The sequence below is a fragment of the Algoriphagus sp. genome (assembly GCF_024305035.1).
Taxonomy (GTDB): domain Bacteria; phylum Bacteroidota; class Bacteroidia; order Cytophagales; family Cyclobacteriaceae; genus Algoriphagus.
Map to the genome: position 1 here is coordinate 21,545 of NZ_JAMWZB010000010.1, position 14,821 is coordinate 36,365.

A 14,821-nucleotide genomic window follows, 5' to 3' on the forward strand; every position below is an offset into this window, starting at 1 on the left:
TTAAAGCCTTAGTGATGGCTTTTCGGTTTTTTCAGTAAAAACAATTCCTTCTTTTTCTAACTGCTGAAGGATCGGAACATAAATCTCCGGTAAGACAGGAAGTTGCAGACCTTTTGATTGAATCTTTCCATCCAAAAATAAATCCACAGCCAAGGCAAGGGGGAGTCCTACTGTTTTAGCCATGGCCGTGTAGGCGGAATTTTCTCCTATACATACTAAACTAGAAGTCAATTTTCGAATTCCCGATTGGCTTTTGAGTTCAAAAAGGTGTTGCATTACGATCATGTCTCGGTCCCTCTGGTCTAATGCCCAGTCGATTTCAAGAATGGCCTGAAGGATTTCAGCGGGAGTTCCTTTGGTTTTGGGGAGTTTACGGTCGGAGAAAAAACCCAACCATTGAATTTTTTCGAACGTCTCGTAATCCATGTCGGGAATAAGAGCGCTTAATTTTTCTTCTACAGTTCGATTTGGGTCGAAGGGTAGAAAGCTATTGAGAAATTCGCGCAGGCTACTGTTTTGGTCTAAACTTAAGCTAAGGCTTTCATCTGTCATTCCCAACTGGATAAATATATCCCAAGCTTTGCAAAAGCCTTCCCTTCGAAGCGTTCCGCGAAGCAAAGTGGGTATGCCTTTAAGCCCGTAGATTTCCCGGTATTCCAGACTGTCCCGATTCGGATAGCCATCGAAATGACCCACTCCATCCACGTGGATTTTTTCTATCCTCCGGAATAGTTGATGGTAGGGTACGTATTTGAGCTGGGACTGCTCCACATAACAAGAAAGACCTTTTCCGGCCAAAACCACATTTCTGGGATTCCAAGTAAACTTGTATTTCCAAGGATTGTCTTCGCTTTCAGGAGCCAAAAGTCCTCCTGTAAAGGATTTAAAAGAAATGATTTCTTCACCAGTGGTTTTGACTTCATCGATGATTTTCATCGCTGACATATGGTCAATCCCGGGGTCAAGTCCGCATTCATTGAGAAATAGTAATCCTTTTTTTTCAATTTCTGATCGCATGGCGCGAAGCTCCCTGGATTCGTAAGATGCAGAGAAAAAGTGCTTGCCCAAGTCCAAGCAATCCTGAGCGATCCTTGGATGCAGTAGGGCAGGAAGCATGGAAATCACCACGTCAGACTCTCTGATAAGCCTTCTTCGGTTTTCTGAATCCTCCATGTTCAGTTTTTTGGCAAAGGTATTTTTACGGGATTTAAGACGTTTTTCGGCCAATTCAGGATTGAGGTCAACAAGAGTTAAGCTGCGGTCCTTGGTGCTGCAGGTATCGGCAAGAAAATCAATTAAATAAGTGGCAGACTTACCTGCGCCAATGATCAAAATTCGGTGCATAAAGAGCGAGTTTATCAGCTAAAATGGAAAATAAAAACCGCCCAAAAAAGACAATTGCGCTTCTTTTGTCGAACATTTCCTTACTTTATCCGTTCGATTTCACCCATCTTCTTCTTAAAAATGGAAAAATTGACGCAAACAAATGAAATTGAGGTGCTGACTCTGACGGATTTGACTCAAGAGGAATTGCAGGTTTTAGAAAAGGCAAAAGCCATCAGCTCGCACGCTTATGCTCCCTATTCTAATTTTCAAGTGGGTGCTGCAGTGCTTTTGGAAAACGGCAAAATCCTCCAGAGCAGCAATCAGGAGAACGTGAGTTTTCCTGCAGGCGTCTGTGCCGAACAACTGGTGTTGGGCTATGCAGGAGCTAATTTTCCGGATCAGGCGGTGAAACTATTGGCCATTGCCGCACGGAGAAAAGGAGATGAAGTTTGGGCCAAAGTTTCGCCCTGTGGAATTTGCAGGCAAAATATCAATGAGGTCGAGCAGCGATTTAACTCACCGATTCGGATGTTGTTTTTGAGACCCGATGGTTTGGTGTATAGAATGGAGGGAATCAAGCACCTATTGCCCTTGAAATTTGACGATTTGACCAGTTGAGGTTTGAAAAGATCGATTCAATTTCCTTTCCAAGCACAGTACACGCTTTCCCACGAACCTACTGGAAAGGAGACTGAGCTATGGATACTTTTTCATGGATACGGGCAACTCTCCGAGTTTTTTATCCGAAAGTTTCTCTCTTTTGATCATCCTCAGCGCTTATTTCTGGCCCCAGAAGGAACAAACTACCAGTATTTGTCTGGTTTTGAAGGACGTGTGGGAGCCAATTGGATGACCAAGTATGAACGGGAAACGGCCATTGCCAACAACCATCGCTACCTGAACCAGTTGATGGAGGAGATATTGAAAGGGTATCGGAAAAACCCTAAAATTCATGTGTTAGGTTTTTCACAGGGAGCTGCCACGGCAAGCCGATGGGCCAGTCAATGGTCGGGAAAAATTTCAACCTTGATTCTATGGGCGGGAGGATTTGCCCACGATATGAGAATCGATGGAGCCAAAAAGAAATTTTTTGACACACACATCACCATGGTTTATGGAAATCGAGATAAATTTCTAAGCTCAGAAAGTATTCAAAAACAGGAAATCTGGCTGGAAATTTTGGGAAAAAGGCCTGAAAAAATTGTTTTTGATGGAGGACATGAGCTAAATGAAGCGATTTTGGAGAAATTTTTCAAAAAATGATTGATTGGGTTAATTTTTGGCGTTACTGTTGCTTTTGCTAAAACAATTTGTAACCCAACTGACTTTGATTATTTTTCCTAAAATTTTCTAAACCACCAATGCTTTCGCTTACAGAAAAAGAGGTAGAACACATCGCTGCCCAATTACTCAAAGGAATGGTCTGTTTCTATCAGATCGATAAGAAAAAGATTCATCAAATGCCTGACGATGAGGATTATTTCAATTATGATCTGACCGAAGAGGAGGAGGATATCCTCGATGAAATCGATGCAGAACCTGACAATTTTGCAGAATTTACCAAAATGGAACAGGCCCAAGAGCATCAAGTCATGCAGGATTTTATCGATCGGAAAGTAAAAGAACGAAATTTAGCTGAGGAGCTCGTCAATTCCCTGACCAAGCCTAAGTCCATGACGGCCTTTAAATTTCTAATCGATGAGTCTAAGTACAAATCCGAATGGAATGAGTACAGAAAAGATAAGTATACCGATTGGGTCAAGGAGCAAGTGGACAGCTTCAACTATGCCGAGGATTAAAGATTAGCCGCGATTACTTGCGGCTTTTTTTAAATATGATGGGCTTAATCGGTGAGTTTCTGCTTTGAGGGAAACTCTTGGTTTTCCTGCTTCTCCAGAAGCTGGAATTATTGTGTCATCAATGTCAATCTATAAACAAAATCATCCTTTAGTCCTGACTGAACAAGTGTTTTTTCAGCGTTCACAAGCTAGCTACCGCTTGCAAAAAAAAACACCGCCCCTGTATTTTTATTCGCATCTGGTTAGGATATCTTTTAGTTTAATTTATCATTTCAACCAAACCATTTTTTTATGAAAAACAAAATGAAAGTATTCGGTCTTGGTGTAGGGGTCTTTGCAATGTCCTTTGGCTTTTTTTCAATCAATCCTTCATTTGCTCAGGAGGATCAGGATGATTCCGGAATGGGTGAGCCACACCATATTTGTTGCCCATCTAATTCATCAGGTTGTACTGATTTGGGAGGTGGTTATTGGCCAACTGATGAATCAAGATATGCGGTAACTTGTACCAGGTAAATGCAACGTTATTTTAAGCCAAAATCCTGGCTTTCTAAGTTAGGATTTTTACATTTTATTATGAAAAAAGTGACTAATTGGGGATTGTTAATTTTTACATTATTATTTGTCTCTTGTTCTTTTGAACGTGAAAAAAACAAATTTTTAGAACTAGAAAAAAGTGATAAGGTATTTAATCTTAAAGGTGAGAAATTCTATTTTCCTGAGATCATTAATCCCCTATTTATTAATGCAGTAGGTGATTATTTGATCATTTCAGAAAATAGGCGAAATGACCCAAAGTACCCACTTATACGAATCCTAAAAAAATCACCCTTAGGCTATCATTCATCGAAAGGGAAATCAGGATTTGGACCCTTTGAGATTCCGGATGCGACCTTGGTTGAGCCTAGAAAAAATGATTCGACTTTTATCGTTTATAGCGGGATGGCTAAAACCTTCACTGACTTTTCTCTAACAGACACATAATTGTTAGGAATTGATCAATATAAGCAGCCAGAAGGGATGTATGAAGTGTATAATATGTTTCATGCTACAAATAGTACCATTTTAGGGCTAAAGTCCATAGACGAAAATCGATTGGTGGAAATTTCCTTGAAGGATGGGGAGAAGTTAGCAGGGTACGGGAACTGGGAAAAAATCCCTGATACTGATCATTTAATAAATTATACAGATCCTATCGTAAACTATCATTTAGGGGAAATCAATAAGGGCTGGTTTAGGGGAAATAGAGAAGTTGGACTATTTGTAAAGGCTAGCATCTATCGGGACAGGCTAGAAATATTTGACTACAACGATAAAGAGTTTACGATAGTGGAAGGGCCGAGACTGGAACTGCCAAAATTTGAAATAGTACCTTCTGGAGCAAATTCAGTGGTTATTTTTGACATACAAAACAAATACGGTCATCGGGATGTCTATATCGATGATAAATACATTTATGATTTATATGGTGGTTTTAACGAAGAAGAAATACAAAAGACAAATGAAGTTGCCAAAACCATTTATATATTGACACATTCAGGCGATGTGGTGGGAAAATTAAATCTGGATATATCAATAAGAGGAATGGTCGTTGACTTAGATCTTAAGAAAATATTTGGCATCACAACGGATGAAGACCCCGGTATAGCAGTTTTTGATTTGCCTTCTGAGTTTTTGTAATTAGTTTTCGTTGTAAGTGATAATTAAAACAAATTCGCAATGATAAAAGCATCAGGATTAGAAGTTTTTGGTGACAGGTTGAATTTTTGATTGTTATCTTGTGCAAAGCCCTATCTGATAAGATTTTAATTGGTTTACCTCAGTCTTTGGTGAATTTGTGTTCTCGATTGATTGGATTAGAGATTGTGAAAAATAAAAGAGGTTTTCTCATAAATCGATTTAAAGTCAGCCTGACCCTTCGGTTTCGAGACTCTCGTCTCTCAAGTGGTCCATGTGACAACCTTAACTTTTGAGACAGCGGCGATGAAATGAATTTATTCCGAAGTCTAGAAAAACACTTTCCAGAATCAGTCGCCTGTTTCTGTTTTTCATCAATTTTTCTTAGTTTCAATAAGCTTTTTTAAACCAAGAAGATGAATCAATTGGAAAATATTACGATCCGTCATGAATTGAGGCCTGGGGATTTGGGTCAGGTAGTTGAATTACATGGACGGATTTACGCCGAAGAACATGGCTTTGGGATGGGTTTTGAGGCCTATGTGATGGATAGCCTATTGGAGTTTTATGGACAGTATGACCCTCAGCGAGATAAGGTTTGGATTGTGGAAGATCAGGGGAAAATGGTGGGTTTTCTGCTTTTGATGCACCGACAAGATCAGCAGGCTCAGCTCCGCTATTTTATCTTGGAGAAGCCTTATCGGGGAATGGGACTGGGTAAAAAGCTGATGAAGGAATGGATGGATTTTTACAAGGAAAAAGGCTACAAAGGGGCCTATTTATATACTACCTTGGGCTTGGAGCCCGCAGCTAAAATTTATGAGCACTTTGGGTTCAAAAAAATCAGTCAGATGAAATCCAAAACCTTTGGAGTCAATATTTTGGAGATTCTTTTTAGACTAGAAAACAACTAATTTCAAAGTACAGCTATTCTCTTTGCTCCTATGAAAAAACACCTGAATTTTATCACCCTACTTTTTTTTTGTTTTTCTGCTTTGCAGGCTCAATCCTGGGACTGGGGTGGTCCGATGGATCCGCTCCAAACTAAATTTAAGGTATTACAATACCGGCTTGATCTGGAGATCTTGCCCGATAAGCAAATGATCCAAGGCTCCAATATCATCGTGTTTGAAGCTAAAGAAAAGCTGGATACGCTTCGATTGCAATTAATCGACGAGTATGAGGTGGAAAAAGTGCTGATGGAAGGGAAAGAGCTTGAGTTTTTTCATCAAAACGATGTGCTCGATATTTTGCCTGTAGACTGTAGCTGTAATGAAGTGGAAGTGGTTTACCTGGGGAAAACCCCCATCGCACAAAATCCTCCTTGGTCGGGAGGGTTTACTTGGGAAAAAGATCAATTGGGAAATCACTGGATGGGGCTTTCCTCTCAGGGGGAGGGAGCAAAAATCTTCATGCCCGCATTGGACCATCCCTCCAGCGAACCAAGCCAGGGAGTTGAATTGACCTTTACGGTGCCTAAGCCCTATTTCGTCGCGGCAAATGGACGATTGATGAGCGAAAAATTTGAGGGGGATAAGGCAATTTATCATTGGCTAAGCGATTATCCCATCAATAATTACAATGTGAACTTTACGGTGGGGATTTTTCATGAGCAGGAGATGCTTTTTGAATCTTCTTCCGGTCAGCAGATTCCCATGATCGTGTATGTTTTACAGGAAAATAAGGCTAAAGCACCAGCTCTGCTTTCGGTTTTGGAGGAGAGTGCGAGGACCCATGAAAAGTACTTTGGTCCTTATCCATTTCCAGAAGATAAAATCGCCGTCGTGGAGACTCCCTATCTGGGTATGGAGCATCAGACCATCAATGCTTACGGAAACAACTTCCAATTTGTACCCCTCGGGGATACTCAATACGATTGGCTGCTTCATCATGAACTTGGCCATGAGTGGTTTGGCAATAAAATCTCGGTAGGGGATTGGGCGGATATGTGGATTCACGAGGGCCTGACCGCCTATGGAGACTGGTTGTTCTATTGGGAGCATGGTGGAGAGGACGCTTATTTTGAAAAAGTGGCAGCGGAGTCCAGGCATATTCCCCATGACAGGCCGGTGGTCAGTTCCCCCAACAGCACCGAAAAGGAGGCATACCATCCAGAGATCTACAGCAAAGGCGCGATGCTGATTCATTCCCTACGGGGAATATTAGGGGATGAAGTCTTTTTCCCTATGCTCAAAGCCTTTGTCGCTGATGAGCGCTTTGGATATCAAAACCGGGTCAATACGCAGGATTTCACAGAATTTGTTAAAAATTATGCGGATCGGGATTTGGATGCGTTTTTTGATTTTTACCTCTATACCACCCAGCTCCCTGAGTTGGTCATGAAGAAGAAAGGAAAGAAAGGCTGGTCTGTTAGTTTAAAAGGAATTAATTTTACCTTGCCCGTGGAAGTTAACACCGAGGCTGGCATTCAAAAAATCGAGTTGGGCGAAAAACCAGTGCTGATAAAGGGCATGGAGGAGCCCGAAGTGGATCCCAAAGCTTGGCTAATGCTGGAAAGAAAATAAAAAAAGCCCCACTCTACTGAGGGGACTTTCAAGGGTTGGTTTGGCTTTAATTTTTTTTAAAAACTATACCGGGCACTGATCAGAGCAATTCTAGTTTCTCTTTTGGAGTAAAAATCCTGACTAAAGGTATTGGTACTGGCAAATCCCGCCCATCTTCTCGTATCAAATACATCTCGGATACTTAAGGTTACCGATCCACGATTTTCCATAAAACTTTTTTGCAAACTGGCATCCACATAATATTGGGATAAATCTCTACCCTGTGCTTCGATTTCTGGGGATTCGTAATTACCCACCAATTGGAAATTGAATCCATAAGGGAGTTTAAAGTCTTGGGTTAATTTGGTATTCCATGAAAAACCTGAGTTGGTAAATTCTTCCCCGATATTGGATCCATCTACCGATATCCTAAATAAAGTCACTCCTCCATTTAGGGTATACCAGTTGTTGACTTCGCTGACTCCAACAAACTCCACCCCGTACGAACTGGAAGAAAGCAAATTGTCTGGCTGCGAGTAGGAAACCCCATCCTCAATGATTGTAATGTAATCCAACTGACCCTCGGTATGACGGTAGAAGATGTTTGTCGCAAAGCTGGACTTATCAAAGTTTGCCAAATGTCCAAACTCAAAGGAGTCAATCATTTCAGGCTGAAGGTTTGGATTTCCTCTTCGTACATTCAAGGAGTCCGTGATATCCGGAAAAGGGTTCAATCTCCAAGCAGTAGGACGATCAATTCTTCGGCTGTAAGTAAATTTCAATGAATGGTTGTCATTGAGATTATACATGGTCTGTACACTCGGGAAGAAATTGAAATATTCCTGCGCTCCCCGTTCGTCGGTATTGGCTAAATAGGTATCGACAAAGGTCATTTCCCCTCTTAAACCTACAGTATATTCAAATTTTCCACCGGCATTGGAATAAATGAAATAACCGGCGTGAATCTGATCCTCGTAAAGAAATACATTGCTGACAGCCGGATCTTCGACGAATTCCTGACTTTGCTCATCGAGTCGGGCATAGCTGTAATCATTGTCGAATTTCCGTAGATTGGATTTTAAACCTGCTTCGATTTTTCTGTTCTCATCTAAGGGTTTGATGTAATCGGCTTGGAATATGAAGGTGTTTCTCACTTCATCGGTGAAGGCCCGTTCCTGACCATTAAGGTTGCTTGGATCAGGATTCAACGTATTCCTGAAGATGTCAATGTTTTGGGTTTTGAACTGATTGGTGTAAGATTGACTGACTAAGGCTCGTAGGGTGTGCCCTTTTTCTTTAAACGAATGTTCAAAGATCAAGGCATTATCAATCCCCTGGTCAGACTCATCTTCGGTATTTCTTCTCACATAGTCAAAAGAGTCTGGTTCCCCGTCAATGATTCGGTCCAATTCTGCAAAGAGCGTATTGGTTTGGTAGTTGATGCCGTATTGGTAGACCCCTTCATAGCTGATCACATTGTTTCCAAAATAGTAATCTGCCCCATAGTTGACATTATGTCCAGTCCTGCGGCTGGAGCTTCGGGTACTTTGATCGAGAATTTCATTTCGATCAAAAATCTCCCGTACTGAGGTGCGCTCCCCAACATTTTTCCAATCTCGGTAATTATAGCCCCCATACACATTCCATTTTTTTCCTCGGTGATTAATACTCCCTCCGATGTTGGATCTGTTTCGAGTCCCATAGGTTCCCTCTAGACTACCGTGGGTACCGAAGTCCTGTCCTTTTTTCAAAATAATATCAATGACCCCGCCTTCTGCTTCTGCATCAAATCGGGCATTGGGGTTATTGATGATTTTGATCTCCTCAATAGCCGATGCAGGTAACTGGTCCAAATTTCGAGTTAATGAAGAATTTCGGCCATTAATCAAAATATTGGTACCGGTACTTCCTCGAAGGGAAATCGAGCCATCTTCCGAAACTGAAATGGATGGCGTATTTCTCAGGATATCCAAAAGCGTACCCCCTGCATTGGCCAAATTGTTTTCTGGAGTGACCGTGATGCCTTCCATGGTGGATCTGACCGGCATTTTTGTAGTCTGCACGACCACTTCTTCCAGCGCCGCACTTTCGCTCACCATTTCCAACTCCCCTAAATCCTGAGGTTGACTCAAGTCAATATCCGGAACGACCAAATCCTCAAAACCAAGGAAAAAGGCTTTCAGAAAATAAGTTCCGTTGGGGGCCGAAAGCGAAAATTTCCCGGATTCGTCTGTGTCTGAGAAGGCGACGGGACTGGAATCCTCTAAAGATTTAAACAGAGCGACTTGCACGTAAGCTAAAGGTTCTTGATTTTCCTGATCGATCAGGGTGCCTTCGACGGCGTTTTCTTGTGCCATTAATACAGTCGAAAAGCATAATCCGAACAGGGCACTGAGAAAAATAGACTTCATGAAAAGATGCATAGTTGGTTTGTATTAATTTTCAATACAAGAATACAAAGAGATTCTGTAGAGAATTTGAAGCAATTACTTAAACAAAATCGTTAAAACGTGCAGATTGTTTTCAATACGGTAGATTGCACGGAGATTGTATCGCCTACAGATTTGCTTGACGATGGATAAGCCCAGGCCAATGGAATCAGAATTGTTATTTCCTTTGGAAAAACGGCCAAAAAATTCCTCAGGATCTTTTTCGGGGATTAGGCCGCTATTTTCAATCCGAAGACTGTAATCATTCAGTTCCACATAAAGTTTTCCCCCATCTATATTATGTTTAATCGCATTGCTGATCAGATTTTGAATGAGAACTTCGGCGATGAAGGGATGGATTTTCACCAAGGAATTTTCCTGAATTTGAGTTTTTACTTCCAGATTTTTCAATTCGATCAGTTCTTCCATCCCTTCGATGAGCTTGCTTACAATCGGGCTGAGATCAATTTTTTCCGGAGCCTCAAATTCCTCATTTTCCAGTTTGGCCAGCATGGAAAGAGATCGAACGATTTTATTGATTTTCTCATTGCTTTGGTACACCGATTGAATCATCATTGCCTGCTTTTCGCTGATATCCTCATTCATCAAATGTTCCAGTTTACCCCGAATGATCGCAGATGGAGTTTGAATTTCATGGGAAAGATTTTCTGAAAACTCCTTGATTTGACGATAATCATTGAGCAGTTTTTGAGACATTTTCTCCAAGAAACTGTTGAGTTTTTCAAACTCGGCAATGGAGTTTTTGGGAAGATGCAAGGGCTCGTTTTTTTGAAAGTTAAAGCTTCGGATCTGATCCAAGGTCTGGTGAAAAGGTCTGAGGATTTTTTTGGAGCCGATCCGCGTAAAAAAGCCCAGAAACAGGAGCTGGATCAAAAATACCGAAAACATCGTGATCACCACCGTTTCGGTAATATCCTCGGCTTCCACAACTACATTGTAGTAGGAAATCCGGTAGTGCTTTCCGTCAATTTTGTAGGACTTGCTTGCTTTTAGTTGATTTTCAGCCCGATTCATTGGGTCGTGAAAGGCGACCGTGTCCCGGAGGTATAACTCCTCAAGTGGCAAATCGTAAGGGATTTCCCGAATCTCGAGTTTGTCATAAATTAATCGATTTGCAGGGGCTCCAGACTCAATCCGCTTAGCATAAGCATCAATCTGCCGATCGAGTTCACGGCCTAGCTCAAAATCAATTTCGGACTCAAATTTCTTGAAAATCAAGAGTCCCCCCAAAAAAAGCGCAATCATGGTAATAAGAATATACCAAATGGTAAGTAGGTTAATGAGCTTCATGAAATGTTGGGATCAAATTTGTAACCGATTCCGTACACCGTTTTGATGTAATCCTTGCCCCCGGCCTGTGAGATTTTCTTACGGAGATTTTTTACATGCTGGTAGACAAAATCAAAATTGGCTAAATCATCGGTATAGTCTCCCCAGAGGTGTTGGGCGATGGCTTCTTTTCCGATCACCCGGTTTTTATTCGTAATGAAAAATAGGAGCAGGTCAAATTCTTTTTTAGTGAGATCAAGAATTTTCTGGTGGACTTTGACTTGGATCATTGCCGTATCTAAGACGATTTCGTTGAAATTAAGCTGATCAGAACCACCCAACCGGGAGCGTCGATAGATGGCTCGAAGCCGGGCTAAAAGTTCAGAAAGATGAAAAGGCTTGGGTAAATAATCATCGGCACCTTCATCAAGGCCTTGGAGCCGGTCATCCAGCGAGTCTTTGGCCGAAATAATGAGTACATTGGAACTGATTTTGTTGATTTTGATAAAATTTAGAATATCCAAGCCATTACCATCTGGAAGCATCAGGTCCAGGATAATGCAGTCGTATTGAAATCCCAATAGTTTGTCCTGGGCATCAAAAAGGTTGGAGGCTGTTTCGCAAAGGATGTTTTCCCCTTGGAGATAGCTGACCATGTTTTGGGTCAGTTCGGGGTTATCTTCAATAATCAGAATTTTCATAGGAATGTGGCTGGTGGATCTGGGGAAGATACACGTTTGTAAAGGTATATGGAAGATTTGAAGCAATTCTGAAGTATGCCAGGGACATTCTTTATCAATTAATCAGGATCTCTCCGTGTCCCTTTGGAATAATTTTCTAATTTTGCCCCAATTTGGACATCAGTAAAAATTTTCGATTCAACCCTCCTCTCAAATGCCAAAAGACAGTAGCATCAAGCACATTCTCATTATCGGTTCAGGTCCCATTGTCATCGGTCAAGCTTGCGAATTTGACTATTCCGGCTCCCAAGCCGCAAGATCCCTGCGTGAAGAAGGGATTACCGTGACGTTGATCAATTCCAATCCGGCAACGATCATGACCGACCCCGTAACAGCAGACCATGTGTATCTGCTTCCTCTGGAAAAAAAATCAATCCGAAAAATATTGACTGACCACCCGGATATCGACGCTGTTCTGCCGACCATGGGTGGTCAAACTGCATTAAACCTGGCCATCGATTGTGATAAAGCGGGGATCTGGGAGCATTACGGTGTAAAAATGATCGGTGTGGATATCGATGCCATTGATACGGCGGAAAACCGGGAGAAATTCAAAGCTTTAATGGAGAAGATCGGCGTCGGGGTCTGTAAAGGTGCCACGGCAACTTCATTTCTTCAGGGAAAAGAAATCGCTCAAGAAATCGGATTCCCTTTAATTATTCGTGCTTCCTATACCCTAGGGGGTGCAGGTGGAGCTTTTGTGGAAAAGGCCGAGGATTTTGAAAAGGCGCTCTCAGCAGGCCTTCAGGCTTCTCCTGTGCATGAAGTGCTCATTGAGCAAAGCATCCTAGGCTGGAAAGAATACGAGTTGGAGGTAATGCGGGATAACATTGGGAATATGATTGTGATCTGTTCCATTGAAAATTTTGACCCGATGGGGGTTCATACCGGAGATTCGATTACCGTTGCACCGATTCAGACCTTGCCTGATACGGTGTATCAAAAGATGCGAAACCATGCCATCACGATGATGAATTCAATCGGTAATTTTGCAGGAGGTTGTAATGTGCAGTTTGCCGTGAGTCCGGACAACCAGGAAATCATCGGTATTGAGATCAACCCGAGGGTTTCCCGTTCTTCGGCTTTAGCCTCCAAGGCTACAGGCTATCCAATTGCCAAAGTTGCGGCTAAATTGGCTATCGGCTATAATTTGGATGAACTTCCCAACTCCATTACTGGCACGACATCGGCTTATTTTGAACCTTCGATAGACTATGTGATTGTTAAAATCCCTCGGTGGAACTTTGATAAATTCAAGGGCTCGGATCGGCGGCTCGGCTTATCGATGAAAGCGGTGGGGGAAGTAATGGGAATCGGAAGGAATTTCCAAGAAGCCCTCCAAAAAGCCTGTCAATCACTTGAAATCAAGCGCAATGGCTTGGGAGCGGATGGAAAGGAACTCCGGGACCAGGAAAAGATTTTGTACTCCCTGGCTAACCCAAGCTGGAATAGACTTTTTCACGTGTATGATGCTTTCAAGCTGGGAATTTCTTTCCGAACCATCCATGATTTGACCAAGATTGACAAGTGGTTTTTGAAGCAAATTGAGGAGCTGATTCATCTTGAAGCAGAAATTGACAAGTACACCCTGGATACCATCCCTTTTGAAGTGATGGATTTGGCCAAGAAAAAAGGCTATGCCGATCGCCAAATCGCACATCTTTTGGGCTGCATGGAAAGTGAAGTTTTTAACAAGCGATACGAGGAAATGGGGATCAAGCGGGTCTACAAACTGGTTGATACCTGCGCGGCTGAATTTGAAGCGCAGACCCCCTACTATTATTCTTCCTTTGGAGAAGAAAATGAATCCATCCGAACACCAAAGAAAAAAGTGGTGGTTTTGGGCTCCGGGCCAAATCGGGTCGGTCAAGGAATCGAATTTGATTATTCCTGTGTGCATGGGGTTTTGGCCGCCAAAGAATGCGGGTATGAAACCATCATGATCAACTGTAATCCGGAGACGGTTTCCACAGATTTTGATGTATCGGATAAGCTTTATTTTGAGCCGGTTTTCTGGGAGCATATTTACGAAATCATCCTACACGAAAAGCCAGAAGGTGTCATCGTGCAGTTGGGAGGTCAAACCGCCCTGAAGCTTGCCGAAAAGCTGGATAAGTATGGAATCAAAATCATCGGGACCAGCTTTGAGGCCTTAGATTTGGCCGAGGACAGGGGCTTGTTTTCTACCCTTTTGAAAGAAAACAATGTGCCGTATCCAGAATTTGGGACTATTCACAATACCGACGAGGCTCTGGAGCTTTGTAAAAAATTGGGCTTTCCACTCCTGGTGCGTCCCAGTTACGTGCTCGGAGGGCAGGGAATGAAAATTGTGATCAACGAGAAAGAACTCGAAGAGCATGTGGTCAATGTCCTGAAGGATATCCCCAATAATGAAATTCTTTTAGATCATTTCTTAGAAGGAGCAATTGAAGCGGAAGCCGACGCTATCTGTGATGGGGAAAATGTCCACATCATTGGAATCATGCAACATATTGAACCGGCGGGTATTCACTCCGGTGACTCTTATGCTGTATTACCTCCTTACAATTTGGGGGATTTGGTGATTCGTCAAATCGAAACTTACACCGAGCGAATTGCTTTGGCGCTGCGAACTCAAGGCTTGATCAACATTCAGTTCGCCATAAAAAATGATAAGGTTTATGTGATTGAAGCCAACCCAAGAGCTTCTCGAACCGTTCCCTTTATTTGCAAAGCGTATCGTGAACCGTATGTGAATTATGCAACTAAGGTGATGCTCGGAGAGAAAAAGGTGACCGATTTTGAATTCAAACCTTACAAAAAGGGTTATGCAATTAAAGAGCCGGTATTCTCTTTCCACAAATTCCCGAATGTGAACAAGGAACTCGGTCCTGAGATGAAATCCACCGGAGAGGCCATCTACTTTATTGATGACCTGATGGATGATTATTTCTTGAAGATTTATTCCGAGCGGAATTTGTACCTCAGCCGCTAAGGCTTAATGTAGCTGTATCAAAGGCTGTATTCAGAAAATGATGTTGTAAGTAGACTCCCCTCCGATTCCAATGGATTCGGAA

Annotated in this window: 13 protein-coding genes; 9 read left to right on the plus strand and 4 right to left on the minus strand. The window is 42.2% G+C overall.

The features are described 5' to 3' along the window. Positions 1-1,344, minus strand: a complete 1,344-nt coding sequence (locus Q0L00_RS07065; protein WP_297336171.1) for a saccharopine dehydrogenase C-terminal domain-containing protein — start codon at positions 1,342-1,344, stop codon at positions 1-3. Between the two features lie 120 nt (positions 1,345-1,464). Between Q0L00_RS07065 and Q0L00_RS07070 the strand changes: the two genes are divergently transcribed. The 8 genes from Q0L00_RS07070 to Q0L00_RS07105 all read left to right on the plus strand — a co-directional run bounded on the left by Q0L00_RS07070 (position 1,465) and on the right by Q0L00_RS07105 (position 7,327). Beyond that, positions 1,465-1,944, plus strand: coding sequence for a cytidine deaminase (locus tag Q0L00_RS07070; protein WP_297336172.1), 480 nt, complete (start codon positions 1,465-1,467; stop codon positions 1,942-1,944). A gap of 3 nt (positions 1,945-1,947) precedes the next feature. Beyond that, positions 1,948-2,589: an alpha/beta hydrolase gene (locus Q0L00_RS07075; RefSeq protein ID WP_297336173.1), complete on the plus strand. Its 642-nt coding sequence runs from the start codon at positions 1,948-1,950 to the stop codon at positions 2,587-2,589. Positions 2,590-2,687: 98 nt separating this feature from the next. Further along, positions 2,688-3,125 carry a UPF0158 family protein gene (locus Q0L00_RS07080; RefSeq protein WP_297336174.1) on the plus strand — a complete coding sequence of 146 codons (438 nt, stop codon included), beginning with the start codon at positions 2,688-2,690 and terminating at the stop codon, positions 3,123-3,125. A gap of 291 nt (positions 3,126-3,416) precedes the next feature. Continuing rightward, complete coding sequence (locus tag Q0L00_RS07085) at positions 3,417-3,641, plus strand: hypothetical protein (RefSeq protein ID WP_297336175.1); 225 nt, start codon at positions 3,417-3,419, stop codon at positions 3,639-3,641. Next, on the plus strand, positions 3,642-4,109 hold the full coding sequence (locus tag Q0L00_RS07090; RefSeq protein WP_297336176.1) for a hypothetical protein: 468 nt from the start codon (positions 3,642-3,644) through the stop codon (positions 4,107-4,109). Then, entirely contained in the window at positions 4,110-4,805 is a 696-nt protein-coding gene (locus Q0L00_RS07095) for a BF3164 family lipoprotein (protein ID WP_297336177.1), read from the plus strand. It begins immediately after the preceding gene. Positions 4,806-5,218: 413 nt separating this feature from the next. Further along, entirely contained in the window at positions 5,219-5,716 is a 498-nt protein-coding gene (locus Q0L00_RS07100; protein WP_297336178.1) for a GNAT family N-acetyltransferase, read from the plus strand. 30 nt (positions 5,717-5,746) lie between these two features. Then, positions 5,747-7,327, plus strand: coding sequence for a M1 family metallopeptidase (locus Q0L00_RS07105; protein WP_297336179.1), 1,581 nt, complete (start codon positions 5,747-5,749; stop codon positions 7,325-7,327). A gap of 56 nt (positions 7,328-7,383) precedes the next feature. Here the strand turns inward: Q0L00_RS07105 and Q0L00_RS07110 are convergent, their stop codons facing one another. The 3 genes from Q0L00_RS07110 to Q0L00_RS07120 all read right to left on the minus strand — a co-directional run bounded on the left by Q0L00_RS07110 (position 7,384) and on the right by Q0L00_RS07120 (position 11,726). Then, a complete protein-coding gene (locus tag Q0L00_RS07110; RefSeq protein ID WP_297336180.1) occupies positions 7,384-9,717 on the minus strand; it encodes a TonB-dependent receptor in 2,334 nt (777 codons plus the stop codon). Between the two features lie 75 nt (positions 9,718-9,792). Further along, positions 9,793-11,046: a HAMP domain-containing sensor histidine kinase gene (locus Q0L00_RS07115; protein WP_297336181.1), complete on the minus strand. Its 1,254-nt coding sequence runs from the start codon at positions 11,044-11,046 to the stop codon at positions 9,793-9,795. After that, positions 11,043-11,726, minus strand: a complete 684-nt coding sequence (locus tag Q0L00_RS07120; protein ID WP_297336182.1) for a response regulator transcription factor — start codon at positions 11,724-11,726, stop codon at positions 11,043-11,045. The genes Q0L00_RS07115 and Q0L00_RS07120 overlap by 4 nt, the downstream gene beginning before the upstream one ends. A gap of 193 nt (positions 11,727-11,919) precedes the next feature. On the opposite strand from Q0L00_RS07120, the gene carB reads away from it, so the two are divergent. Next, complete coding sequence (gene carB, locus Q0L00_RS07125; RefSeq protein ID WP_297336183.1) at positions 11,920-14,739, plus strand: carbamoyl-phosphate synthase large subunit; 2,820 nt, start codon at positions 11,920-11,922, stop codon at positions 14,737-14,739. Positions 14,740-14,821: the final 82 nt, after the last annotated feature.

Excerpts from the sequence above, each read along its gene's own strand:
- Q0L00_RS07085 (WP_297336175.1), top strand. The coding sequence starts at position 3,417 with ATGAAAAACAAAATGAAAGTATTCGGTCTTGGTGTAGGGGTCTTTGCA.
- Q0L00_RS07110 (WP_297336180.1), bottom strand. The coding sequence starts at position 9,717 with ATGAAGTCTATTTTTCTCAGTGCCCTGTTCGGATTATGCTTTTCGACT.
- carB (WP_297336183.1), top strand. The coding sequence starts at position 11,920 with ATGCCAAAAGACAGTAGCATCAAGCACATTCTCATTATCGGTTCAGGT.
- Q0L00_RS07115 (WP_297336181.1), bottom strand. The coding sequence starts at position 11,046 with ATGAAGCTCATTAACCTACTTACCATTTGGTATATTCTTATTACCATG.
- Q0L00_RS07065 (WP_297336171.1), bottom strand. The coding sequence starts at position 1,344 with ATGCACCGAATTTTGATCATTGGCGCAGGTAAGTCTGCCACTTATTTA.
- Q0L00_RS07105 (WP_297336179.1), top strand. The coding sequence starts at position 5,747 with ATGAAAAAACACCTGAATTTTATCACCCTACTTTTTTTTTGTTTTTCT.
- Q0L00_RS07080 (WP_297336174.1), top strand. The coding sequence starts at position 2,688 with ATGCTTTCGCTTACAGAAAAAGAGGTAGAACACATCGCTGCCCAATTA.
- Q0L00_RS07100 (WP_297336178.1), top strand. The coding sequence starts at position 5,219 with ATGAATCAATTGGAAAATATTACGATCCGTCATGAATTGAGGCCTGGG.
- Q0L00_RS07120 (WP_297336182.1), bottom strand. The coding sequence starts at position 11,726 with ATGAAAATTCTGATTATTGAAGATAACCCCGAACTGACCCAAAACATG.
- Q0L00_RS07090 (WP_297336176.1), top strand. The coding sequence starts at position 3,642 with ATGCAACGTTATTTTAAGCCAAAATCCTGGCTTTCTAAGTTAGGATTT.
- Q0L00_RS07070 (WP_297336172.1), top strand. The coding sequence starts at position 1,465 with ATGGAAAAATTGACGCAAACAAATGAAATTGAGGTGCTGACTCTGACG.